This window comes from Mucilaginibacter sp. 14171R-50, assembly GCF_010093045.1.
GTDB lineage: Bacteria > Bacteroidota > Bacteroidia > Sphingobacteriales > Sphingobacteriaceae > Mucilaginibacter.
Map to the genome: position 1 here is coordinate 3,076,143 of NZ_CP048115.1, position 24,419 is coordinate 3,100,561.

The window sequence follows — 24,419 nt, forward strand, 5'->3', positions numbered from 1 at the left end:
CTTGATCAGTAAATGTCAGTAAGCCTTCACCTTGTTCCCCGTCTGTTCAGTTAAAAGTATCTCGTTCTATCCTTCTGATATTTTCAATATCATGAGCAACCAGCCACTGTAGAAATAAATCGGGGTTCGTCGGCGTATAATGAATAATATCCCCGGTTTTTAACATACAAGAAAAAAAATCGCCTGCAGCAATAAACTTAATTAATTGGCTGGCATCATATTCAAAGTCCAAATAGCGGCTGGATAGCATCATCCTCGAATGGTTTGAACAAAGATAACCGTAGTGGCCTTTTCCGACGTTAAATTCAACCGTACATTTTGCAATCATGTCATGTACACAATGGCTATTCCTATTCCAGCTCGATCTTACCCTTCATGACCGTATGAATACTGCAATAGTAAGTGGCAGCCTCGCTGACCACCAGCTTCCAGGATACATCCGCTTCCATTTTGCCGGAGCTCCATGATTTCGCTGTTTCCTCAGTAACATCATGGGCCATCATATCACGGTTGATAAAGGTGATCGTATCGCCTTTTTTAACCGTGATGTCCTCGGGCACAAATTTCATGTCCTTGATCTCTACAACATAAGCGGAAGGTTTCTCCGGTGCTGAGGAACAGCTTTGTATCATAAGCAGTCCGGCCCATAACAGGCAGGAGCCGGCTGCGAAAATCAGTCTTTTCATTTAGTCAGGCTTTTTTGTATCATTTCGGCATGTTCCAGGTGTGCTTTCAGCGCCGGTACGACCTTCTGCAGCAAGTCCTTCAATTCTGAATTTGCGGTCGCGGGGATCAGGGTACCTTCTACAACGCCAATAACCGCTTTATGATAAGCGACTTCGTTGTCAACATAAGCCTTATCGAACGCCTTGCCACTTTTCTTTTTTAAGTCGGCTATCGTTTTAGTGGCATCGGCAGTCAGCTTCTTACTGACAGCATTATCTTTAGGTGTCACCTTTAGCTTGGTCACCAGTGCTACTGCCTGCCCGATAACCGCCTTATGGTCGTTGGCCATTGTTTCTGCAAAATGTATCACATCGGGATTTTTGGAAAGCTTCAGTGCCACGGCGGCCTGGTCAATGTCTACCTGGTTTGCCGTTACAGCAATAGATGCGATCTCCGGATCGGTCAGTTTCGAATTTTGTGCAAATGAGGGGAAAGAAAGTCCCAGTAATGAAGCCAGAATGATCGGGATAAAGTTTGTTTTTTTTTTCATAACGTTTTTTGATTTATGGTAAGTGAACATTTATTAGAGATTTGTTAATGGAAAAGGGTTACAAATAAGTTATTGATAATGGGCATGGTATTAATCCAACCGTTTGCTGTTATAATGATTTTAAGTATTCAACTAAATTCTGTTTTTCTGTTGTAGTGAGATTTAAAGACATTTTTGCATCGTAATGATTTACCACATCACTCAATGCAGCGAACCGGCCATCATGGTAGAATCCACCCTTCATCCTTGCGAATATGCCTGCTAAAGGTGTGGTGCGATACTTACCGGTCGGTGATCGCTTCGCCTCAAAATCGTCAATACCGATCTCGTCCGGTGTATGCAAAATGTTATCAGTGAATGAAGAACCGGTATGACAATTGTAGCATTTCGCCTTATTCATGAAAATTCCTTTTCCTAAAGCGGCTGACGCTGCATCATAACTTCCTGCAGGCGGTTTTGGCGCAGGTATTGAATGCTGGTATGCCTTTAACGCAGGTAGCTTCGAGGTGATCTGGTCTGGATTGTTTACGACATTAAAAAAACCATTTTCAACCGCAATTGGATATTTGGCGCTGTTATTTAACCTGGGATCGGAAAAGCTTCCCTTCCCGTGCATTTCCAGGTTACCGACAAAACTATTCCAATAACTGATATCACCCCATCCGGTATATGTAGTCAATGAAACATCCTTCAGGCCAAACGCGGCGGGGATCAAATTTGCGGCTGCGGTCCCATCAGGCTTTAACGCTTTTCCGTCCATAAACAAAGCAGCGGCAAATTTGCCGGGCCCCCACTGCTTTATCACTGCCCGAAGTGTGGCTTCATCGACATGCAGCAGGTTAGCAACAGGCTTAGCATTATCTGTAAGTGAGATAATAGTCCCTACATTAAGGTCGCGGTTAGGCCAGCCGTCTAAACGGTTGCCTATTCCGGGAGCAAAGGAATCGTCCACGTTAGAATGGCAGGAAGCACAAGTGATGCCTATGGCCTGCAGCTTGCCATCTGATGCAAATGTTCCCTTAACACCAACTACTGCATTTAAGCGTAAAAGTGCCAGCGTGGTGGCCGGGTCATCTAAATTTACAGTTCCTGATTTGATGCCGGCAACTACGTCTGCAGGTAAAGCCGACGCATCTACCTTCAAGCCGACAGCCAACGCTGTTTTTGGGCTTACTCCGGGACCGAAACCGCCATTCGCTGCACCCGCTATGGCTTTGTCGAGATGCAATGTACCGCTCCAAAAGTCTTCGTCACCAAACGTATCGAAGCGAAAAACCTGTTTGCCGTCATTGATCAATTGAACATCGGAGTCTTTCTTATCTTCCTTGTGCTCCTTTTTACATTTGGTAAGAATAAATACAAATAGCAGTAAAACAGCTACCACTGAAATTTTTTTGTAAGGTCTCATATCATTTAAATTTAAAGTTTGCGCATAGTGGAGTCGCGCGCCACAGCACGACCTCACTTACTTTCAATAATTGTGTTTTGATCGATGGCCAATCAACAGCCCGGAGTTATGGGTGATTGCAGTGCCATGATGATATTTTATAGGTTAGAGTATGCCCGCAGAAAAAGGGTTACAAAGTGAAGCGAATTTTTTATTCATACCCGGTCATCCGGATGCTTTTACTTATGATCCTGTTCATTTTGTAACCCTTTTCCTTTTGCGATTCTCTAATAGTTGATATATGCGCTGACCGATATGTTCTAAATTATTAAGAGACAAAAGCATAAAACTATGAAATCAAATAAGGTAAAGGATATAACGCGTTTGGATCAGCGTATTTGGCTGGATTTTTTCGAGCGGCGGATACTTAATAATGGCGAGCTTGAATCAATGATGGCTGAATATGCTTTGACCGGCGTTACGTCGAACCCTTCCATATTCGAAAAAGCAATAAGTAGTAATACTGATTACGATGCCGATATCGCAAAATTTTCTATACCCTAAAGAACGGTGAAGAAATATTTATGGAACTGGCGGTCAGCGATATTAAGAGGGCGGCTGACATCCTTCATCCGGTTTACCAGGCAAGTGGCGGTACCGACGGATTTATCAGTCTTCAGCTGTCTCTTAGATTAGCCAGAAACGCCCAGGGACCGATTCAGCAGGCTAAAGAGTTACGGAGAGCAGTCGAGCGTCAAAACGGGATGATCAAGATACCTGCCACCAAAGAAAGTTTGACTGCTATTTACGAATGCACCTGTGACGGCATAAATGTAAACATCAACCTACTATTTGATTTAGTACAAGCAGGTCGTTGAAGCATACCTTTCCGGTTTAGAATATCGCTTAGCCGCAAAACAGGCAATAGACGGAATTGATTCGGTGGCCAGTTTCTTTCTCAGCCGCATAGATACGCTTGTTGATCCTTTGTTAGAAGAAGTAGGACTTCGCGAGCTAAAGGGTAAAGTAGCGGTGGCGTCAGCCAAAATTGCGTATCAGATTTATAAAAACGCTTTTCATAGCAAACGTTTTAAAAATTGGAAAAACTTGGCGGGAAGCCTCAGAAATTGCTGTGGGCGAGTACGGGTACGAAAGAACCCGCATACAGTGATGTAAAATATATCGAAGCGTTGATAGCGCCTGACACGATTAACACTGTTCCCAAAGATGCGCTCATTGCTTTTAACGAACAAGGGAAAGTGAACAATAGTCTGGAAAATGATTTATGGTCCGTTAATGAACGCTAAACCATCCGAGCCATACACTCAACTAAATTGAGCCATATACGAAACCTGAGCCCTTTTATTTTGTTGATTTTTGTCCTATGAAAAATATAGCAAAAATAGCGTTGGGCCAAAACGGCCCGTTGGTTTCCAAACTGGGATTAGGCTGCATGCGCATGTCTTCGATCTGGGGCGGCCCAACGCCTGACGAAACAGAAAGCATCGCCACTATACAACAAGCGCTGGATAACGGTATCAACTTTTTAAATACCGGCGATTTCTACGGCGCCGGTCACAATGAAATGCTCGTGGGCAAAGCCATCAAAGGCAGGCGCGACGATGCTTTTATCAGCGTGAAATTTGGGGCCATCTTCCATAACGGCCATTGGCTGGGATTAGATCTGCGCCCCATTGCCATTAAGAATTTCATCAATTACTCGCTTACCCGTTTAGGTATAGACGCCATTGATCTGTACCAGCCATGCCGTATGGACGGCAGCGTACCGGTAGAAGAAATTATTGGTGCCGTGGCTGACCTGATCAAAGAAGGAAAAGTAAAACATATCGGCGTATCTGAAATTACAGCAGCGCAACTGCGTCAGGCAAACGCCGTTTATCCTATCAGTGCATTAGAGATCGGTTACTCATTAGCTGACCGTCAAATTGAAACAGACTTGCTGCCGACCGCTAAAGAATTGGGAATTGCAGTAGTGGCTTTTGCTAATACCGCTGAAGGCCTATTGACCGGGGAAATGAAAGCACCTTTGGCCGAGAACGATTATCAAAGTCATTTTTCCCGGTTCCAGGGAGATAACCTTATCAAAAATTTAGAGAAGGTGGAAGTATTGAAACAACTGGCTCAGGAAAAAGGCGCTACACCGACGCAGCTGGCCATTGCCTGGGTAAATGCCCAGGGCGAGCATATTATGCCATTAGTAAGTATGAGCAAAAGGAAGCGCCTGCCTGAGAATACCGCCGCTATGGAAATTACCTTCACCGCTAACGAGTTGGAAACGTTAAATACTACCTTTGCACCAGGCGCTATCTTAGGCGGCACCTACTTGCAACGTTAAAATGACCAATCCCGAAGAAATATTGCCCGGCGTGATCTTCTACGCTTATCTTTCTACCGAGCGGAAAGAGAAGGTCTGTTTTTGGAATCACCATACTTTAGTATTGCAGGTTTCGGGGCAATTTCGCCTGGAAACAACAGAACAGACCATAGGTATGACTGCCGGTGCGATGCTGCTGATCAGAAAAAATCAACTGGGTACGATCACTAAAACACCTTTGCCGGGTGGTAATTATGAAACTATAATCATATCCTTGCAGGAAGACCTGCTGCGTAAGATCGCCCTGGAAGAAAAGATAGAAACGGATCAAAAATATGTAGGCCCGCCCAATATGCTGATTCCGGTCGATGAATTCCTGCAAGGTTATTTTCAATCCATTGTTCCTTACGCACGCCGCACATCAGCGGCACTGACGGAGGAAATGGGCATCCTGAAAATAAAAGAAGGCGTCAAACTATTAATGAATGCGCTGCCCGGACTGCGTAATTTCCTGTTCGACTTTTCTGAACCGCATAAGATCGATCTGGAACGGTTCATGCGCAGCAATTACCAATTCAACGTACCCGTAGAGAAGTTCGCCCAGTTGACCGGCCGCAGCCTCGCCGGTTTTAAACGCGATTTCCAGAAGACCTTCGGCATACCGCCACGGCAGTGGCTGCAGGACAGGCGCCTGGCAGAAGCTAAACACCTGATCGAAAACAAGCACCAAAAAGCGTCTGCGATCTATCTGGACCTGGGCTTTGAAAGCCTGTCGCACTTTTCTCATTCCTTTAAAAAGAAATTCGGCAAAGCACCAACGGTTAAAAACGATTAGCTAAAAAGGCGGGCTGACTAATTATTCGACGAAGGTTTGAATAAGCTCCCGGATATCTGCTTTGATTTTTTGATAGTTACTTTGAGCCTCGAAAATGGAAATGCTGCGGACGGTGGGGATAGCTTCATAGCTTGCCTCTTCCAATCCGATCGCTTCGTGATCATTTTGTATGCGGCAATGGAAAGTTTTCAGATCTATGGGATTCGTCGGGTCATCCGCAACCATACCGACAAATTCGCCGGATGACAGCCCGGCGATCTTGGATGCAGGTATCGCATAGTCCAGTTGTGTCGAGCGGCTGATGGAGGTGTCACTGCTATTGATTGAAACGCTTTCCTTTTGTTGGTTGATCTTGCCAAAGCGTTCGGAAAGCTGTTTGGCCGTATCACCGGTCACCTGACCGCAGATAATATTGCCGACAATGTTCATAATCACTTCGGCCTGCTCGCGACCATAGTCTTTCTTTAATTGAGAGTAGTCCTGCACCGCCAAAGTTACGGCCACCTTATTGGAGCGCGCGGTAGCGATCAGGTTATCAATACCATTAAAGTAGATGGTCGGGAACTCGTCAAAGATCAGGCTGCATTTCTGCTGTTGTTTGCGGTTGACCAGCTTGTTGATACGGTTGACATAAAGTGATAAGACCGCGCCATATACCTGCGACTTTTGCGGGTTATTGGCTAAGCACACCACTTTTGGGTTGTTGGGATTATTAATATCCAGTGAGAAATCATTGCCGCTTAGGACGTAATACAATTGGGGTGAGGACAAGCGCGCCAAACTTATTTTGGCACTGGCGATCTGACCTTCCAACTGTTCATAAGCTTCGTTTTTCCAGGCCGATATGAAAGGGTTGATCAGTACCTCAATTTCCGGTTCACTGGTCAGCACAGCAAAGAGGTCTTTATAATCCACCAGCGATAATTCGATCACATGCGGCAGGGTACAATGGCGCCCGCCCTCATATTTCTTCAGGAACCAAATGAGCGCCGTCACAAAATTGATCGGCGATTCGACAAAGAAATCGCCCTGCTTTTTGATCCATTCCCGGTTCAAACCCAGCATGATCGTCCGTGCGGCCTCCATCGCATCGGTAATATCGGTCATCGTTTCCGGCTCGAGGGGATTGCTGCGGTGCATAATGTTTTCAAAATTGATGACATAGAATGAGCGACTACCATGTTCCCTAAGCGCATTGTAGGCGATCCGGGAAAGGTCATCATACTTAAAATCATAAATGAGCATACTAAAGCCCTTGCGGATATGCTGCGTGATGATGTGCCGGATCACAAAATAGGATTTACCTGCGCCTGGACTGCCGCCAACCAGCGTGCCGCGAAAGGGGTTAATAATATTGATCCAGCTATCACGCTCTTTACCTTTTAATTGATATTTGGCGGGCAGGTTGATAGAATATTCGTTTTCCAGCAACCGTTCTTCCTGCGGGAAGGTCTCATTCTCTTTATTGAAAATATCTGAGCCAAATTTCAGTTTTAACATCCGGAACAACATTCCGCCGCCGGTCATAAATAATAAGTAGCCAAACGAGGTAGCTGTGATATAAAGCCACCCAAGATGCAATAGATAATTGCTGAAAAAGTAGATCAGTAAGCCGGTCGCACAGTAAGTGGCGACCGTTTTAAGCCTTATTTTTTCATCCCTTTTGCCTTTGCTTCCAACCAGGGATACCACCAGCAATAGCAGCGCGCTTAGTTTAGCAATCAGCAGCGTTTTGAAAATCGCCATTTTAGCGAGTGGTAATAGGACATGGTCGACGATAGTGTGCGTTAATTGCAGTCTCTGAAACGTCTGGTAACAGCATAAATAAAAATGAATGAGCAGTATCGCAATACTCAACAGCCTGGTAAAATCGATGATCTTACGGAGTGCTTGTTCGTTTTCTCCGGTTTGCATGGCGTTATAGATTTAATCCTTTACGTTTCTTCTTTTTGAATTTGCTGAGCGCAGCCAGGTCCTCCCGCTCCGCCGTGAATAATATGTCTAACAATTCATCATTACCGGCGGCGCTTGGATGGACCGCTTCGTTTTCGGTTTGTTGAGCCGTGACCACCTTAGTTTGGAACTCCGGCAGAAATTTGGCGGATAGTAAGTTCGCGCTGTAAGCTTTGCCGAGGTCGCTGCCATTGAATACCGCCTTATTTGGCTGGTCAATGAAAGTCACACCGTAAATGCGGCCTTCCTCATTGTGGCGCAGGATCACCTGGATACCCTTTGCCTGGAGTCCCTTTTGGAAACTGCTTTTGGTTTGCGGTTTGGTTAGTGCCAGGTCGATGAGCTTGATGAGTTCCGCTTTAAATGGTTTCCGCAATTGTTGGTTGAGCCGGAATTTTTCTTCCAGCGTTTTCAGCGTAGGGTTGCCGTAGATCGTACTGGCTTTGATCGGCACACCAATTTTGTTCCCTTTTTTATCCAGTATCCAATAAACCAAACCCTCGCGGGCATACATACTGGAATCTTTAGAACCCCGGTCGGCCTGGATATGATACTGCTGCAAGATGGCATTGAGCTCGGGAACGCTGGTGAATTTGTAGGCCCTTAGGGTAAAGCCAAGGATGTTCGTGATCGTTCGCTTGGTTTCCGCTTTACCGTATTCCGCTGCGGTTATCTCCGCTTTTAACGAAGGCTTTTGCTTGGGTTGCTCTTCGGCTTTAACCAGACTATATTTGACCTCAATGGCCTTACGCGTTTTTTCCGATTCGTTTTGTCCCAGGTAATGCAAGCTGATCCGTTCTCCATCCCGTTTGATGTTCGTGGTGACGATGTGGATATGCGGATGCCCGGCATCCTCGTGGCGGTAGACCAAATGGGGTTGGGTTGCAAAGCCGATGCCTGCTAAGTATTCCTTTGCGATCTCGGTTAACTTTTGGTCTGCCAGGTGCTCACCGTTTGGAAAGTTCAGGGAAATATGAACGGTATTGGTTTTGGCCCGTTGGTTCATCCCAGCCAAATCGGTCAGCCGGAACAGCTTGTCGTTAAATGAAAGCTGTTCCTTTTCCTTGGGGTATTTTACGGCTGCTATCAAGCTAGCTTTTCCCTGTTTTACTTTGTTTTCGTTATAGTTGAGCGCGCCGATCAGGCTTTTGCCGCTCTTAATTTTTGCGACCATATATCCGCGTATTGGTTCATTCTTTCTTTGATGCGATCAATGGATGGCTCCAGTGTGCTATTGATAACACGCATTAAATTCATCCACAATCGCGTATCAGCATTCCCGTGCGCACTATTAATGCTATGCATCGCCTGGTTCAGATTGTTGCCGATGGCATTGAGCTCTTGTCGCAGCAACACCATTTCCTCTAATATATCATCCATGGCCCGGTCACGGTAAAAGACGGTTACCGGCTTTTCCAGAAGCACGCTGCGCATGTATTCGCTGAGCTTGCGAAAGGGTGTCTTTTTAAAACGGCCTTCCAGCAATTGATATTCCTCCGGTTGAAAGCGAAGGTTTTTCCAGCGGGTTCGGTTATTTGTTTTGCTCATCGTCTTTAAAATTAAAAATCCAACTCCGGCGGATTTTTACCTAAAAGCGGTCATCCCCGGAAGCCGGGGCAAGATTTCAATTGTGACACAATTGTACATCTTGCTCACTGCTGCGCAGCGGGCAGGGTTAACCTGCTATCAGTGTTTCCATTGGTATTTTTGTCGTTTATTCGGGCTTCGCCTTTTGGCTGAGATACATTTCAAGTGCCTGTATCGTTAGTTCCTGCAAGGATACATCTTCGTCTAGGCCTGCTGCCTTCAGCCGTTTCAGCAAGCTTTTGGGGATCCGGTTATTGAACTGCACTTTGGGTTCCTGCGGTGCGGCGACCTTGACCGGTAGTACTTCCTGTATCGGTGTTTTTGGCGCTTCCTTTTTGAGCTTGTCGGCCAGGCTGCCGAGTTTGTTTTTGTAATTATCCATGTGGCTATCATGCTAGGTTGCTATCAAATTTTATGAGTGGGCTATCATGCTAACTTGCTATCAAACTGTGCTATCATGCTAAGCTGCTATTGTCATAGTTTGCGAGGTTGCTATGATGCTATTCAAATAAAAAGCTATCCATTTATCCCGCCATAATCTGATCAACGATTTCCTCCGTAAGCGACATGATCTCTGTTTTGGCGCGGGCATCATGGCCGTTTAAAACGCCACCGGTCATGAAGGAGCGGGCAATGCTTACGCGGTCATGTATCCTGGTCTGCAACAGTGGGGTGCCTAAACTCTCCAGTAGAACGGAGACTTCCTGTGTGATGCCCGCACGCGGTTTGATCATATTTAATACAATACCGGCTTTGATACGCGGCGCTTTATGCTGGGCCTCTTTAATAAGCGCCAGCGTCGACCGAATCGCCATGACATCAAAGAAACCGGCTTTGGTCGGCACCAAAATAAAATCTGAATAAATGAATAACTCGGGCAGTCGGCTGGAGAGATAGGGCGGCGTGTCTACGACCACCAGATCAAAGTCCAGTTGCTGAATGTCTGTGAGCTTATCTAGCCCGATGACCGGCAGGCTGGGGAATTCGTCCCGGATATGGTACAGGCTGCCCTGAAGGTCGGTATCGACCAGCACGACGTTTAACTGGTCCCGGAAAGCTAAAGCCAGGTTGATCGCGAGGGTGCTTTTGCCTACGCCGCCCTTCTGGTTGGCGATGGTAATGATCTTTGCCATGATGTTATTTTGCTATGTTGATAGAATGATAGCTTGCTATAAGGATAGCTTGCTCAATGCGTTGGTTCGTATTCGTTTGGCCAGCTTGACCGCCTGCTGATAGTTGTAGATCCAGTCTCCGGCCAATAGCTTCCAGTTACGGTAGGGTGTGCCTTTGGGGCTGGCCCAATCGGCCTTTTGGTAATGTTCATAAAATACACTTGCCTGATTTGGGCACTCTTTCTGGTCGAAGTAAATTTCGACCAGGAGCCTTTGCGGCGGCATTTCGATGCCAAATCCATTCTGGATGGTCGGTTCGGACTTCCGGCGTTCTACCTGCACCCGCCTGGCTTTACGTTTCGGTGTTTGGAATAGCATAAGGTAAAAATTATAGCCGGGTCCTGGCAAACAGGCCCGGCCGGTTCAACATCAGGCGCTCTTGTGGCTGGCCATCATGAAAGTGATGTCTTCGTAATCATAATAGATCGAGCCGCCTATTTTGGTAAAGGGTAATACGCCGCTGTCGCGCAGGGATTGGAGGAAACCGTGCGAAATACCGAGCAGTTTTTTAACTTCTGCTGACTTGAGCCATTTCTTACCGGGAGCACCACTAACGCATTCTTTAATAATGCGTTTTACCTCCTGGAGGACATCGTTTTTGAAATCGTCCAGGTCACCTAGGGTCAATAGCTGGTTACGTGTCGGAACCACACCCATGGTTGTTCTTAATCTTTGTTCACTTGCCTTTTCCATAATTAAATTTTTGTGGACTGCAAAGATGTGCAGGTTCAAATTCAGGAAATGACAACTTTGGGTATATGGTGGGTTTTTAGCGTTTATGTGAATCCGAAAAGAATAAAAAGGATCGAAAACTTTGGAGGATGTGAAATTCCGAGACAGCGTCTCGGAATTTTGAAACAAATAGGCAATTAATGCAAACTATAGGGCCGGTTAAAAAGCCTCTTGCCTTACTTTAAAATGAGTGGCCAACTTTCGGATCATTGCTTTTGACAACCCCTTTTTATAATGGTTCGCAAGATGGAGACAGGCACATCGCCACTGTCATTTTCTGCTTTCGCTATCCGGTACTTCGGTATACGCATTTATCGGCCAGTTAGTGCCGGGTCATCTTTTGCGCTGAACGCGCCATGCGGATCATGGTGCTGATTTGATGGATTTCCTGCTGGTGATGCCTGATCATAATAGTTGCTTTTTAAGTTCCTCCTTGCTGGGTAAATAAAGTTTGTACTCTCTGCTGAAAATTTGCTCGTTATTCAGCGGCAGCGTAAACTCTACGACCGCCTGGTTGTCTTCCTTACACAGGATGATGCCGATCGTGCGTTTCTCGTGGGCCTGCCTGATCTTCCGGTCATAATAGTTGACGTACATTTGCATTTGCCCGATGTCCTGGTGAGTCAGTTTTCCGATCTTCAGGTCGATCAGGACGAAACAGTTCAGCAGCCGGTTATAAAAGACGAGGTCTATCCAAAAATGGTCGCTTTCAAGCGTGATTCGGCGTTGCCGCCCCTCGAACAAAAAGCCTTTGCCCAATTCGAGCATAAAGTGTTCGAGCTTATTGATAATCGCGGTTTCAAGATCATTCTCTGAATAGCCACTGTCCTCCTTTAAGCCCAGGAACTCCAATACAAAGGGACTTTTTAAAGCATGTACCGGTGCTTCACTGATCTGCGCTGTATTCGCATCATTCAAAACCCCTCTTTTATTTTGACTTAGTGCCAATCGTTCAAAGAGCGATGAATGATACTGACGTTGCAATTCCCGGACGGACCAGTTATTGGCGATGGATTCCCTTTCATAAAACTCCCGTTCACCGGGGTCGGAAATTTTCATTAGCTGGATGTAATGTGTCCAGCTTATTTTGAACAGTCCAGAAAACGCAATCAGTGATTGCGAAATGTTTTTAACGGTATCAGATTGCGCAATCACTGATTTCGCAATTCGTTCCCGATACAATAAATAAAATTGCTTGAAATAGTCCAGGTTACGATGAGAATAGCCTTTGCCATATTCACGGCTCAGCGCTTCACTGAGATCCTTAACGATCGTTTCGGCGTAAGCTGCCCGCTTGTTACCGGCTTGTTCTTCGTTGACGATCAGTTCACCTATATGATAATAGGTGTAAACCATTACCGTATTCACATTTCGGACGATCTCGCTCCGGGACTTTTCGATCAGTTCCCTGACTGACCTGAAAAGTTTGTCGTTGGTTAATTGTTCCATTAGCTGACGCGTTTCATCACGGGTTTAACATTCGATTTTTTCGCTGTCGGACGTTTGGGCTCAGGCTCCAATTTTTCTTTCAGTACGCTCATGTCTTCACTGATCTTTTTGAGCAGCACCCGGGCATAGATCTGCGTGGTAGCGATCTTGGTATGGCCCATCATCTTGCTCACGGTTTCGATGGGAACGTTGTTAGCCAGGGTAATGGTGGTGGCGAAGGTATGACGCGCCACGCCGAAGGTCAGTTTCTTCCTAATGCCGACGATCTTGGCGACCTCTTTCAGGTAAACATTAGTTTTTTGATTGGTGATGGTCGGGAATATCTTTCCTAAGCTGATGGAACGCGGATTATCCTTGTATTTATCCATTATGGCCAGCGCCGGTGAAAGGATCGGTATGTTGGTCGGCTCGTTACTTTTCTGGCGGAAGAGCTTGAGCCATTTTTCGTCATCCTCGCCGCGCACGACATTTCCTTCATGTAAGTTCATCAGGTCAACGAATGACAGGCCGGTGTAACAGGCAAAAAGAAAATAGTCGCGGATCATCTGAAGCGTCTCAGAGGCCAGTTCGTAATTTTCCAGGGCTTTTAATTCGTTGGTGGATAGAAAGGCCGTTTCGACCTTTTTATAACGGAACTTGTAATTTTTGAACGGGTCTCTGGTGATCCATTGCAGTTTAAAGGCCAAGGTGGTCATCTTGCGCAAACGGATCAGGTGTTTCATCACGCCGTTATTATTGATCGGCTGAAAGTGGTCTGCGGGCTTGTGATTCCGGAGATAGGTCTCAAAGTCGATGATGAATTTGTAGTCGATATCATGGAGGCGGATATCGGTCGTTTTCAATTTTTCTTTGAGGAACTTTTCCAGGTAACGCCTGGTCACGCCGTAATGGATCAGCGTACTTGGCTTTAATGCGGCCGAAGCGGTTTCGTAGTGATAGTCCATCAGTTTGCTAAGGGTATAGGTTTCATCGGTGTCCTCGCCCAGGAACATGGACTTTAATAACTGCGGGGTGACTTCTTTACCGGCGATCTGCAATTGTTGGTAATAAGTAGTAATGGTGAACTTGACCTGCTCTAAATAACTATTGGTGTCCCTCGCCTCTGCGGCTTTGACCTTGAGGCTGCCACGCCCGTAATCCCAATCCTCTACGGCAACCTGCTTTTTGAGTGCGAGGAATATTTTTTCCTTGTTGACGATAATGCAGGCATACACGTTGGTCTTTCCGTCCTTGTTGGCCTTTTGTTTTTTGATGGTGAAGTTGACACCAAACGACTGCGATGTTTTCATCTTTTAACAGTTTTTGAATGAATAAAATGATTAATTCCATCCAGGGCTCCTTTATTTTAGGTATCCTGATCGCGGGCTAGATTTGAGATTTGCAGTCTTTTTGAGTCGTTTTCGATTTATATTTAATTTATTCAAATAGCTGTATGTCAAATACTTAACCCACTTTTGGATACCAAATGTAAAAAAAGAGAACTGGTAGCCAGATTGGTCTCGCAAGTGTTGTATTCAGAAGGACTGAGAAGGATTACTAAAAAAGAAAAAACCCTCTAAATCAGTGACTTAGAGGGTTGAGGTTTTCAAAAAAACCTTACATCGTGCGCCCACCTGGGCTCGAACCAGGGACCAAAAGATTATGAGTCTTCTACTCTAACCAACTGAGCTATAGGCGCTGAAAATAGTTGTTATTTTCGAGGTTGCAAATATGTAAAAATGTAGCCGTAAATACAAAAATCATTTCATTTTTTGCCACTTGGGCATAACAAGCTGTTTTATAGGCAATTTATTTACAATTGGATGGGTGCTGCTATCCCCGGCATTTAACATTAAAATACCATAACGTTGTTTTAACGATAACCCACGCTTGACATTCCAGTAAAACACTGGCAGCACTTTTACTGTATATAATATAAAATATATGGAAATGGGATATTCATCACTTGACATTGCCATGCTGCTGATAGCTGCATTGGTAATATTAGCCGCTTCGCGCGTGCCGGTAAAAACTAACGTCAATTTAAAAAAGAATAGTAAGCCCGGATTTAAGCGCGGAAGAAAAACAACCCATGCCATATCCTAATGTATCGCGCTGCCTGCCGGCGACGGGCAAGAAGGATATGAAAAAGATCAAGGTGGCGTTTTTCGCTGATATACTCACCGTGGATTTTGATGGTGCAGTGCGCACTATGTATCAGCTTATACACCGTATTGATGCCGCCCGGTTCGATTACCTGTTTATTTATGGCGAGGGGCCCGAAAGCATATTAAATTTCGGGAGCTTTCAGATACCCGCGCTATCTTTACCTGTAAACTCAAATTATTCAATCGCCATACCCTTATTGGCAAAAGGCAGGTTAATAAAAAAGTTACAGGCATTTAATCCTGATGTGGTTCACATTGCCACCCCTTCTTTTTTGGGGTCATTCGGGTTAGATTATGCTTGTCGCGCCGGTTTACCTGTTATCAGCATATATCACACTCACTTTATATCGTATGTAGATTATTATTTTAAGCGGGCTCCGTTGCTTATCAGGCATGTTAAGCACCATCTAACTAAAGCTCATAAAAGTTTTTATAACCGTTGCGATAAAGTTTACGTACCATCTGACAGCATCAGGAATGAACTGACGGAAATGGGTATTTATCCCGATAGCATGAAAATATGGAAGCGGGGCATAGACACCGCTTTATTCTCGCCATATAAAAAAGATAAGAGGCGGATACAAAAAGTGGTGGGTAACAAAAATCCAACCGTAATATTTGCCAGCCGCCTGGTCTGGGAAAAGAACCTGGAAACCCTTTTTAATATATACGATAAGTTGCAAGCTCTTAAAACGCCTGTAAATCTTTTGATAGTTGGTAATGGCACGGCCCGACAGGCATGTGAAGTTAAAATGCCCAATGCTGTCTTTACCAACGATATCGATCATGAATACTTATCGGTACTCTACGCTTCAGCGGATGTTTTCCTGTTCCCGTCGGTTTCCGAAACGTATGGCAATGTGGTAATAGAGGCCATGGCGTCTGGTTTGCCATGTGTGATTGCCGATGGGGGCGGCTCAAAAGATTTTATTGACCAGGGTGTTAACGGCTTTAAATGCAGCCCATACAATGCTGATGAATACGTAGAAAAGATAGAATTATTATTGCACAACCGGCAGCTTAGCGCCAGCTTTGCGGCCAACGGGTTACAATACAGTAAGCACTTGAGTTGGGATGAACTGGCGGGTGTATACTTTAACGATATCAGTAACCTTGTACTTGCATGCCGGATGCAGTTAGTATCGGCTTAGTTATACGGATTTGACCATGGGTTTTCCGGGCCTGCCGGAAATTTGGGGCGCTGTTGATGAGCACCTGGCCTTCGGTCTCGGGATGGTTAAAGTTTTTGTCATCCTTTAGGTCGATCTATTGCTCGTCACCGCCCTCATGCTCCGTTTTTTCGGGTTTGTATTGAAAGCTCCACACCAGGTAAAACAAGGCAGGCAATATAAAAACACTGCCTATAAGTAATGCCGCCCCCAACATTTGGATGGCTTTTTCGGCGCCCTGATGCTGGATGAGCGATAAATGCCCGCCGTTTTTTAGAATAATGATGTTCGGGTAATGCTTATAGGTAGTGGTTATCAGTATCATGGTAACCTGAAAACCCGCCAGCACACGGATAATAAAGCGCTTACCATTCGCTATCAAATACCAAAGCGCTATCAGCGATATGGTAGCCGCGCTTACCGCAACTACGCCGATGATGCTGCCAAAAACCCATTGCACTAACGGAATGCCCTCTTTAACCGAAGCGACAAAAACAACCGAGCCGGCAACTACCGCTGCAATATTCATCAATTTTGCTTTGCGGATGAATCGCTTTCGTTCGTCTTCGGTTTCGCCAATAAGGTAAATGGCTGCCAGAAAACCGCACAGCGCCACCGTAAAGAAACCAATAGCCACCGAGAACCAGTTTAGCCAGCTATAAATATAGGCGTCCATAAAATTGGTTGCCAGCGGATCAACCCGGCCTGATACGGTGCTGCCGGCTATAATGCCGAGGAACAACGGTGTGATAAAACTGGAATACACAAATATCTTATTGTACACCTTCTGCATATTATCGTGCACTGCATCATAATTGCGGAAGGTGAGGGCCGTGCCGCGCGCGATGATGCCCATAAGCATGATTACTAATGGGATATGCAGGTAGGTAGACATGGTTGCATATATCACCGGGAAACCCACAAACAGTATTACAATGGCAATAATAAGCCACATATGATTGGCCTCCCAGATAGGGCCAATGGCGTTATACATGATTTTGCGCGTGCGCGATTTGTTTTTGTTTGATGTAAACATTTCAATAATACCCGCCCCAAAATCGGCGCCGCCCATAACCAGGTACAACAGCAGGGCTACCCACAAAAAAACAATGACCACGTATATCATGCGCTTACAGGTTTAGGTGTATCCTTGTCGTAAATTACCGGTACCATTTTTATTTGCCTGTACAGCAAAAATATGACTACTATACTTAAAGTAAAGTAGACTGCCGTAAACAGGTAAAAAGAGTAAGCCACCCCCGGCATAGGGGTAACAGCGTCGGCAGTACGCATAACTCCCTGTATTATCCAGGGCTGGCGGCCAACCTCGGTAACCGTCCATCCGGCCTCAACGGCAATAAAACCAATAGGGGTAGCCGCTATAAATAGTTTCAGGAACCAGCGTTTGTCGAACCAGGAGCGTTTTTTTAACAGGGCTACCAGGTACAGCACCCCCAAGGCCATCATCAGCATACCAAGGCCCACCATTAATTGAAAAGCATAATGTGTGACGGCCACAGGCGGCTGGTTTTTTTCAGGGATCTTATCAAGGCCCGTTACCGGTGTTTTAAAATCATCGTGCACCATAAAGCTTAATAGGCCGGGCAGTTCAATGGCGTAATCAACTTTTTTATTCTTTACATCGGGCACACCGCCAATAATAAGCGGAGTGTTGGGCCTGGTAATAAAATGAGCTTCCATGGCGGCAAGCTTGGCGGGTTGTGTTTTGGCCACCATTTTTGCCGATATATCGCCGCTAAGGGGTTGCAATATACTGGCTGTAACCCCAAAAATTGCCGCTATTTTAAACGCTTTTGCATGAAAGCCTACATTTTGTTTCCGCATGATCATGAGCGCATGCACGCCCGCCACAGCGAAGCCGGTAGCCGCAAATGCAGCTATGGACATGTGCAACGCTTGCGAAAACCAGGCTGGGTTAAACATCGCCTTGATAGGGTCAATGTTAATGTATTTGCCGTTTACCACATCAAAACCGGCAGGGGTGTTCATCCAGGCATTGGCAGCTACCACCAATATGCCCGACAACAGCCCGCTTATCCCCACCACAATCCCTGTAAACCAATGGAACCATCGGTTAAACCTGTTCCACCCGTAAAGAAAAAAGCCGAGCGCGATGGCCTCAATAAAAAAGGCCGTTCCCTCTAATGAAAAGGGCATGCCAAATATGGGCCCGGCGTGTTTCATAAAGGTTGGCCAAAGCAGGCCCAGCTCAAAAGATAATACCGTGCCTGATACCGCGCCGGTTGCGAAGAAGATGGCCACGCCTTTGCTCCAGGCTTTGGTTACATTGCGGTACACCGGGTTGCCGGTACGTAACCATAAAAAATGTGATACTGCCATAAAAAAGGGCATTACCATACCTATGCATGAAAATATGATGTGGAAGCCCAGGGACAACGCCATTTGCGACCGCGCGGCCATAAAATTATCCATAGTGCAAGTTTAAGTACTATATAAACGTTTACTTATATAAATTGCACATTTTTAGCAATTTAGAACGAATAATAATTAGATAAAAAGCCGCAACATTGTTGGATTTTTGGTGATTATTGAGTATCGGAAGCCCTTAAAATACTCTTTTACAGCCGCCTAAAGGGGTGTTTTATTAACTAATTGATTATTAGTTACTTGCAAAACATAAAAATTCAACTGATTGATTATCAGGTGTTCATGTTTGTTCACGGTGTTCACGTGCACCGAAAATGAACACCTGCCAAAAATGACGTAAATAGGAGTATTACCTATGTCTGTTCAGTTTCTGTACCAGTGCGGCCGACGCGTCGTCGTTTGAAACCCCGTAACCGTTTACCAGTACCCCTTTTGCATCGCTTTTAGTAGAAGATATTGCGTAAAGCACAGCTTCGTCGTCCGGGTCGGATTCTCCTTCAAAACGGAAAACGCCGTCTATTTCAAATTCCTCCGGAGATAGCTGGGTATTCGTGTTATGGCAGATAAGACAATCTTTTTGAACATTAAAATCAAGCGTGTAGCCCTCTGCTTTAAGACCGTTTATGGTTTGAGATAGCGTTCCGTAATCTGTTTTCATAACGATAAATGTTTGATGCTAATTTAGATATTTTTAATCATCTCATCGCCCTTAAATCCCACGTGCCCTGCATCTTCTTTAGCCTTGATCTGCCGCAATTTTTATAATAGCACGAGCAGCAATTTGTGCTAACGTTACCTTTTTGCGACAAGCAAGCCAGATGTTTGCTGCTGTATCGGCCCCGTCTATGCCCAGCCAATGCGCGGTTGGCGCGGCGGTGCACCCGGTTGTTAGGGGTAGTAAGGGCTTAGTTGCCTATTCAAATCCTTCGTTGGCGTTGTCCACCAGCTTTTGAAGCGCCGGTTCATTTAAAAGTACGATGCTTTTGCCGTTTACCGCTATCAGCCCGTCCTGAATGAAATCCTGCGTTACCTTAAACCAGGTTTCGTAGGATACCGCCGCGTAGCTGGACAGATCCTGCCGGGTCAGCTCGATGTTTATCGCGCCGGCTGCATCGGTGCCGAACAAATTTTTGAGGTTGAGCATAGCAAGCGCAATGCGTTCTTTAACAGGCATGTGTACCAGGTTACGCATGCGTTTTTCTGATTTTTGCAGCTCATCCGCAAAAAACTTCATTAAGGCGTAAGTGAACTTATGATTTACATTAAGTGTTGATTCAAAAAAGGAGAGGTCGATATAGCACAGTGTGGTTTGTTCTAAAGCTGTTGTGGCTACCGGATAAACAGGGTTATTACCCAGGCCCATATGCCCCAGTATATCGCCCGGTTTAGCAAAACGAATAATAAGCTCCTTATCGTTGTTCCAGCGTTTGTGTACTTTTACTTTGCCTGTAAAAACAAAGTAAACACCCTTAACGGGGTCGCCTTCCTTAAAAATACTCTCGCCCTTTTTTATTATGAAGTTTGTTTTATGGGCGCCGATAGCGGGTAACCAATCTTTAACACTGTTAGTACATAAAAAGCAATTATTTAAATTGCATACATCTTTACTTTCTTTCATTTAACATTAAGGTTGCGGTTGCAATATCACTAAAAGCAGGTAATATTTAGCTGGAGCGGGTTACTGTGCGGCGTTATTTTCGTCTTTTGAAGTCAAAAGGTTGTTTAGCGATAATGGCCCCGAGCCTATAACGGCAAAAATTGTAAGCAGCGCACAGGCAAAAATAGATAACCATAGATCATTGTTCGGTTCTGATTTGAATATGTTAATGACGAATAAAGCCGATATGACTATGGGTAATTGTAAAATTGATGATAAACGGGTAAGCAAGCCCAGCGCAATCAACACGCCGCCTGTCATGTGTACAAAAATTACGTAATACATCACCGCCTTTAAAAAAACCGGTGAAAGGTTTATAACCTGCTGGTCTTCAATGATCCAACGTAAATAATTTATATTCTGCATAAAGGTGAGCCCCTTTAAAAACAGGAATATCCCCAGTAAAATGCGCAGTATATCCAGGATGGCAGGGTGGTGTTTGTCGCCCCAGGTCTCAACTTTATTAATAACATTCATGCCTGCAGGTTTAAAGTTCTTTAATACTAAACGGTTAGCGCCGGCTTTTTATTGGAATACAGTGCCCGGCAAACTAATGTTGATTAAATATTGCTTTAGCAATGTTTTAAAATGTAAATTTACTTATATATTTGTAAATATATTGTTAAAACAATAAAATTATTCTGATTAAGCCGTTATTTATTGAAATAAATATGGCTTACAGTATGTACATTAATTTATGAAAAAAAGTAATCTAAAAAACGGTATTCCCATTTCGCCTCTATTAAATCAACTTGATAATGCTACAGACCCGGTAAACAAATCAACCTTTTTAAAAGCACGGCTTTTACGCATATGTGTTTACGCGGTGGTTGTTGCGGTGGCAATAAGCTTTATTGCTAAAGTGCTGGTATCGCTTATCAACCTGGTAACTAATATATCTTTTTATGGTAGCCTAAGTGTAGCTTTCCATAGTCCGGCGGCCAACGGCCTGGGTTTATGGGTTATTGCCATACCTGCCATCGGGGGCGTTATTGTTGGCTTCATGGCGCTATACGGTTCAAAGGCCATACGTGGCCATGGCATACCCGAGGCTATGGAGCAGATATTGGTTAACGAGAGTAATATCAAGCCTTCTATAACCTTTTTAAAGCCGGTATCATCAGCAATTGCCATCGGAACGGGCGGACCCTTCGGCGCGGAAGGGCCTATTATTGCCACCGGCGGGGCTTTGGGCTCAACCCTGGGGCAATTGTTTAAAGTTACCGCCAACGAGCGAAAAATTATTTTGGCAGCAGGGGCAACAGCAGGTATGTCGGCCATATTTGGCACCCCCATTGCCGCTGTGTTTCTGGCGATAGAGCTTTTATTGTTTGAGTTTTCACCAAAATCGATATTGCCGGTGGCGCTGGCGTGTATTACGGGCGCGGCAGGGCACCATTTGCTGTTCGAATCGGGGCCGGTATTCCCAATGCCGGATATGGCCATACCATCAAACCTGGCGTTAGGCATATACAGCTTTATCGGCCTTTTGATCGGTCTTCTATCATTAGGCATTACCAAAATAGTTTATTTTATTGAAGATGCCTTTGAAGAACTGCCCATACACTGGATGTGGTGGCCTGCAATTGGCGGCCTGGCGGTGGGTGTTATAGGCTATTTTTCGCCTCATACCCTGGGTGTGGGGTATGATAATATCACCGGCATTTTATCAGGTACTTGGCCATTAACACTTATAATCAGCCTGTGCCTGTTCAAATTTTTATCATGGGCCATTGCGCTGGGCAGCGGCACATCCGGCGGTACGCTTGCACCATTGTTAACTATTGGCGGCGCATCGGGGTCGATAATAGGTTACGCCATATTAACCTACTTTCCCAACTCGGGTATAACATTGCCGATGGCGGCGTTGATAGGCATGTCGGCTATGTTTGCGGGCGCGTCAAGGGCGTTTATTACCAGTATCGTCTTCGCACTCGAGGCAACCATGCAATCGCACGCGCTGTTGCCCTTGCTGGGCGCCTGTACAGCGGCATATATCGTATCGTTCTTTTTGATGGAAAACACCATCATGACAGAAAAGATCGCCCGTCGCGGGATCGCCACCCCCGATTCGTTTGAGCCGGATATTTTGCAGAAAATGTACGTAGCCGATGTAATAGATGATAATGCCATCGTACTGAGCGCCGAAAATACCATTACTGAGGTGAAAAACTGGTTGAATAAAAACAAGGTAGATAACAACTATTTTGTATTGATAGATAACCAAAATAATTACGGCGGAACGTTGAAGATAACCGATCTGTACAACGCTGATGCCAAGGGCGCCGAAAGTTTGAACGACCTGGTAAAACCCGGCCCGGGCCCGGTGATAAAAAGCACCGATACACTACACCAAGCGGTAGAGATCATGTCGAAAAACAATGCCGAAGTACTTCCTATTTTATCTGCCGGGGGCGATGGTAAAGTGATAGGGGTGTTGTCATATAAGGATATTATCAAGGCCTACCAGACCAATATCCACAAAAATGAGAACCTGCATGTAAAAATATCACTGAGGCGCCAGCGTATGAAAATGGTGATACGTGGTAAAAAGCTTATTAACTTAAGTAACGATGGCGGCGCATAGTATTAATTAAGTAAAAAGCCGCCCTTCGAAATATCGAAGGAGCGGCTTCACTCATCACTCATCCTTTGCTCTTAGTATCTAAATAATTCCCTCCCTCGGGCGGGGTGTGCTGGCCTTTGTAGGGGAGGGAGGGTGGCTGTGCAAATACCCGTGCCACATTAACTCCTCCCTGCACCCTCCTGTTGGGAGGGAATCGCACAAACCCACTGCTCTTATTTCCAGCCACCACCCAATGAGCGGTAAAGATCTGATATGGCACTAAGCTGCGCACGTTTAATAGCTGCCAGTTCAAGTTCGCTTTGCAGTACGTTGCCCTGGGCGGTTATAACTTCAAGGTAGGTAGCCATACCGTTTCTGAACAGCAGGTTGGCGTTACCGGTAGCCTGCTGCAGTGTTGCAACCCTTGTTGCTGCTATGCTTTGCTCGGCCTTCAGCTTTTCGATCTTGACCAGTGCGTCAGATACTTCGCCGACAGCATTTAACACCGACTGGCGGAACTGCAGCACGGTTCTTTCGCGGTCAACTTTAGCCACCTCATATTGTGTTTTTAACCTTTTGCGGTTAAACAATGGCTGGGTAATACCGCCCGCCACTGTACCGAACAATGATGCCGGAATATTGAACCAGTTACTTGCTTTAAAAGAGTTAACACCACCGGCGGCAGTAATGGTTAGTGACGGGTACATGCTTGCCTTAGCTATCCCCACCTGCGCGTTGGCAATGTTTAGGGCCAACTCGGCGGTTTTAACATCGGGCCTGCGGCTTACAATAGCTGATGGTAAGCCCGCAGGCAGGTTATCGGCCAGTTGTATGTTATCCAAAGTGTTGCTGCGTTCTATCCTGTCGGGAAGTGAACCGGTAAGTATTCGCAGGGCATTTTCTTGTATGGTTATGTTTTGCTCAAATTGTGGTACCAACTGTACTGCTGCAAGGCGTTGTGCCTCGGCTTGTTGTACGGCCAACGAGGTAACCTGCCCCGCATCAAATTGCAAACGGATAATGCGCAGCGTGCTATCATTTAGTTTAACGTTCTTTTGAGCGATATTAAGCTGCTCATCAAGCATCAGCAGGTTGTAATACCCTTGCGATACACTTGCCACTATATTGGTTTGAATAGCCTTTTTTGCTTCGGTAGTTTGCAGGTATTGAGCCAAAGCTGTTTTGCTCTGGTTACGTATCTTGCCCCAGATATCGGCTTCCCACGATAGCGCCAGGTTAGCGGAATAATCTTCGACATGTTTGGTTTTGATATCATATTGATCAAGGCTTAAACCGTTCAGGCTGTTATCAGACGGGCGACTGGTACTGGCCGTTACGTTCAGGTTTACCTGCGGGGTGTAATTCCATTTAACCTGTTTAAACAACAACTGCGATGCCTCAATATTTTTAACCGCTATCTGCATGTCATAATTGTTGGCTATGGCGCTGTCGATCAGTTTTTGCAGGGTTGGTTCGGTAAAAAAGTTTCTCCATTGTATATCGGCTATACTGGCCGTATCTGCTGTTGTTGCCGCGTTCCTGAACGTGGCGGGCAACTCAGGTTTAGGCGTTTCAATATCCTTTGAAACCTTACATGCACTTAATGCCAGCAGCAGCATAAATGCGAATGTGTTTATATATTTTTTCATTGTTTTTGTATTTGGCCCTCACCCCAACCCCCTCTCCGAGGGAGAGGGGCTAAGAAGTAAGGGGGGTATATTGTCATATTGTTTGGCCTCACCCCAACCCCTCTTCAAAGGAGAGGGGCTGAAGCATTTTTGAACCCTCTCCCTTGGAGAGGGCAG

28 protein-coding genes and 1 tRNA gene are annotated in these 24,419 nt (G+C 45.4%); 9 read left to right on the top strand and 20 right to left on the bottom strand.

What is annotated here, in order from left to right; translation table 11 throughout:
- Positions 1 to 46: 46 nt before the first annotated feature.
- The 4 genes from GWR56_RS14070 to GWR56_RS14085 all read right to left on the bottom strand — a co-directional run bounded on the left by GWR56_RS14070 (position 47) and on the right by GWR56_RS14085 (position 2,624).
- Entirely contained in the window at positions 47 to 253 is a 207-nt protein-coding gene (locus tag GWR56_RS14070) for a hypothetical protein (protein ID WP_162431866.1), read from the bottom strand.
- Between the two features lie 97 nt (positions 254 to 350).
- Positions 351 to 686 carry a plastocyanin/azurin family copper-binding protein gene (locus tag GWR56_RS14075; protein ID WP_162431867.1) on the bottom strand — a complete coding sequence of 112 codons (336 nt, stop codon included), beginning with the start codon at positions 684 to 686 and terminating at the stop codon, positions 351 to 353.
- A complete protein-coding gene (locus GWR56_RS14080; protein WP_162431868.1) occupies positions 683 to 1,216 on the bottom strand; it encodes a DUF4142 domain-containing protein in 534 nt (177 codons plus the stop codon). Before GWR56_RS14080 ends, GWR56_RS14075 begins: the two co-directional genes overlap by 4 nt.
- Before the next feature lie 109 nt (positions 1,217 to 1,325).
- Complete coding sequence (locus GWR56_RS14085) at positions 1,326 to 2,624, bottom strand: hypothetical protein (RefSeq protein WP_162431869.1); 1,299 nt, start codon at positions 2,622 to 2,624, stop codon at positions 1,326 to 1,328.
- A gap of 330 nt (positions 2,625 to 2,954) precedes the next feature.
- Between GWR56_RS14085 and GWR56_RS20705 the strand changes: the two genes are divergently transcribed.
- The 6 genes from GWR56_RS20705 to GWR56_RS14115 all read left to right on the top strand — a co-directional run bounded on the left by GWR56_RS20705 (position 2,955) and on the right by GWR56_RS14115 (position 5,773).
- Positions 2,955 to 3,167 carry a transaldolase family protein gene (locus tag GWR56_RS20705; RefSeq protein WP_162431870.1) on the top strand — a complete coding sequence of 71 codons (213 nt, stop codon included), beginning with the start codon at positions 2,955 to 2,957 and terminating at the stop codon, positions 3,165 to 3,167.
- 20 nt (positions 3,168 to 3,187) lie between these two features.
- A complete protein-coding gene (locus GWR56_RS20710) occupies positions 3,188 to 3,481 on the top strand; it encodes a transaldolase family protein (protein WP_162431871.1) in 294 nt (97 codons plus the stop codon).
- Between the two features lie 64 nt (positions 3,482 to 3,545).
- Entirely contained in the window at positions 3,546 to 3,779 is a 234-nt protein-coding gene (locus tag GWR56_RS20820) for a transaldolase family protein (RefSeq protein WP_162431872.1), read from the top strand.
- The gene (locus GWR56_RS20715; protein WP_255456697.1) at positions 3,701 to 3,910 is read left to right on the top strand and encodes a transaldolase family protein; all 210 of its coding nucleotides are present in this window, start codon (positions 3,701 to 3,703) and stop codon (positions 3,908 to 3,910) included. Before GWR56_RS20820 ends, GWR56_RS20715 begins: the two co-directional genes overlap by 79 nt.
- A 77-nt stretch (positions 3,911 to 3,987) precedes the next feature.
- A complete protein-coding gene (locus tag GWR56_RS14110; protein ID WP_162431874.1) occupies positions 3,988 to 4,959 on the top strand; it encodes an aldo/keto reductase in 972 nt (323 codons plus the stop codon).
- A 1-nt stretch (position 4,960) separates the two neighbouring features.
- A complete protein-coding gene (locus GWR56_RS14115; RefSeq protein WP_162431875.1) occupies positions 4,961 to 5,773 on the top strand; it encodes an AraC family transcriptional regulator in 813 nt (270 codons plus the stop codon).
- Between the two features lie 21 nt (positions 5,774 to 5,794).
- On the opposite strand, the gene mobC is transcribed toward GWR56_RS14115, so the two are convergent.
- From mobC to GWR56_RS14165, 10 genes are all read right to left on the bottom strand, one after another.
- Entirely contained in the window at positions 5,795 to 7,687 is a 1,893-nt protein-coding gene (gene mobC, locus GWR56_RS14120; RefSeq protein WP_162431876.1) for a conjugal transfer protein MobC, read from the bottom strand.
- A gap of 4 nt (positions 7,688 to 7,691) precedes the next feature.
- Positions 7,692 to 8,900 carry a relaxase/mobilization nuclease domain-containing protein gene (locus GWR56_RS14125; RefSeq protein WP_162431877.1) on the bottom strand — a complete coding sequence of 403 codons (1,209 nt, stop codon included), beginning with the start codon at positions 8,898 to 8,900 and terminating at the stop codon, positions 7,692 to 7,694.
- Positions 8,867 to 9,274, bottom strand: coding sequence for a hypothetical protein (locus GWR56_RS14130; RefSeq protein ID WP_162431878.1), 408 nt, complete (start codon positions 9,272 to 9,274; stop codon positions 8,867 to 8,869). The genes GWR56_RS14125 and GWR56_RS14130 overlap by 34 nt, the downstream gene beginning before the upstream one ends.
- Before the next feature lie 166 nt (positions 9,275 to 9,440).
- Complete coding sequence (locus tag GWR56_RS14135; RefSeq protein ID WP_162431879.1) at positions 9,441 to 9,695, bottom strand: hypothetical protein; 255 nt, start codon at positions 9,693 to 9,695, stop codon at positions 9,441 to 9,443.
- A 142-nt stretch (positions 9,696 to 9,837) separates the two neighbouring features.
- Positions 9,838 to 10,446: a ParA family protein gene (locus tag GWR56_RS14140; RefSeq protein WP_162431880.1), complete on the bottom strand. Its 609-nt coding sequence runs from the start codon at positions 10,444 to 10,446 to the stop codon at positions 9,838 to 9,840.
- Positions 10,447 to 10,482: 36 nt separating this feature from the next.
- Complete coding sequence (locus GWR56_RS14145; protein ID WP_162431881.1) at positions 10,483 to 10,803, bottom strand: hypothetical protein; 321 nt, start codon at positions 10,801 to 10,803, stop codon at positions 10,483 to 10,485.
- 51 nt (positions 10,804 to 10,854) lie between these two features.
- A complete protein-coding gene (locus tag GWR56_RS14150; RefSeq protein WP_238395239.1) occupies positions 10,855 to 11,178 on the bottom strand; it encodes a helix-turn-helix domain-containing protein in 324 nt (107 codons plus the stop codon).
- Between the two features lie 444 nt (positions 11,179 to 11,622).
- Complete coding sequence (locus GWR56_RS14155; protein WP_162431882.1) at positions 11,623 to 12,666, bottom strand: YhcG family protein; 1,044 nt, start codon at positions 12,664 to 12,666, stop codon at positions 11,623 to 11,625.
- On the bottom strand, positions 12,666 to 13,955 hold the full coding sequence (locus GWR56_RS14160) for a site-specific integrase (protein WP_162431883.1): 1,290 nt from the start codon (positions 13,953 to 13,955) through the stop codon (positions 12,666 to 12,668). Before GWR56_RS14160 ends, GWR56_RS14155 begins: the two co-directional genes overlap by 1 nt.
- Before the next feature lie 315 nt (positions 13,956 to 14,270).
- Positions 14,271 to 14,344 (bottom strand) — tRNA-Ile (locus GWR56_RS14165).
- Between the two features lie 251 nt (positions 14,345 to 14,595).
- On the opposite strand from GWR56_RS14165, the gene GWR56_RS14170 reads away from it, so the two are divergent.
- Together GWR56_RS14170 and GWR56_RS14175 are read left to right on the top strand one after the other, a co-directional pair.
- Complete coding sequence (locus tag GWR56_RS14170; RefSeq protein ID WP_162431884.1) at positions 14,596 to 14,751, top strand: hypothetical protein; 156 nt, start codon at positions 14,596 to 14,598, stop codon at positions 14,749 to 14,751.
- The gene (locus GWR56_RS14175) at positions 14,738 to 15,964 is read left to right on the top strand and encodes a glycosyltransferase family 1 protein (RefSeq protein WP_238395240.1); all 1,227 of its coding nucleotides are present in this window, start codon (positions 14,738 to 14,740) and stop codon (positions 15,962 to 15,964) included. Before GWR56_RS14170 ends, GWR56_RS14175 begins: the two co-directional genes overlap by 14 nt.
- Before the next feature lie 115 nt (positions 15,965 to 16,079).
- Here GWR56_RS14175 and GWR56_RS14180 read toward each other — a convergent pair whose 3' ends face one another.
- From GWR56_RS14180 to GWR56_RS14200, 5 genes are all read right to left on the bottom strand, one after another.
- On the bottom strand, positions 16,080 to 17,108 hold the full coding sequence (locus tag GWR56_RS14180; protein WP_162431885.1) for a cytochrome d ubiquinol oxidase subunit II: 1,029 nt from the start codon (positions 17,106 to 17,108) through the stop codon (positions 16,080 to 16,082).
- A complete protein-coding gene (locus tag GWR56_RS14185) occupies positions 17,105 to 18,436 on the bottom strand; it encodes a cytochrome ubiquinol oxidase subunit I (RefSeq protein ID WP_162431886.1) in 1,332 nt (443 codons plus the stop codon). Before GWR56_RS14185 ends, GWR56_RS14180 begins: the two co-directional genes overlap by 4 nt.
- A 304-nt stretch (positions 18,437 to 18,740) precedes the next feature.
- A complete protein-coding gene (locus GWR56_RS14190; protein ID WP_162431887.1) occupies positions 18,741 to 19,049 on the bottom strand; it encodes a phosphoribosylpyrophosphate synthetase in 309 nt (102 codons plus the stop codon).
- 255 nt (positions 19,050 to 19,304) lie between these two features.
- Entirely contained in the window at positions 19,305 to 20,009 is a 705-nt protein-coding gene (locus GWR56_RS14195) for a Crp/Fnr family transcriptional regulator (RefSeq protein WP_162431888.1), read from the bottom strand.
- A 60-nt stretch (positions 20,010 to 20,069) separates the two neighbouring features.
- On the bottom strand, positions 20,070 to 20,525 hold the full coding sequence (locus GWR56_RS14200) for a DoxX family protein (protein WP_162431889.1): 456 nt from the start codon (positions 20,523 to 20,525) through the stop codon (positions 20,070 to 20,072).
- Positions 20,526 to 20,745: 220 nt separating this feature from the next.
- On the opposite strand from GWR56_RS14200, the gene GWR56_RS14205 reads away from it, so the two are divergent.
- Positions 20,746 to 22,635, top strand: coding sequence for a chloride channel protein (locus tag GWR56_RS14205; RefSeq protein ID WP_162431890.1), 1,890 nt, complete (start codon positions 20,746 to 20,748; stop codon positions 22,633 to 22,635).
- Positions 22,636 to 22,847: 212 nt separating this feature from the next.
- Here the strand turns inward: GWR56_RS14205 and GWR56_RS14210 are convergent, their stop codons facing one another.
- Positions 22,848 to 24,263: a TolC family protein gene (locus tag GWR56_RS14210; protein WP_162431891.1), complete on the bottom strand. Its 1,416-nt coding sequence runs from the start codon at positions 24,261 to 24,263 to the stop codon at positions 22,848 to 22,850.
- Positions 24,264 to 24,419: the final 156 nt, after the last annotated feature.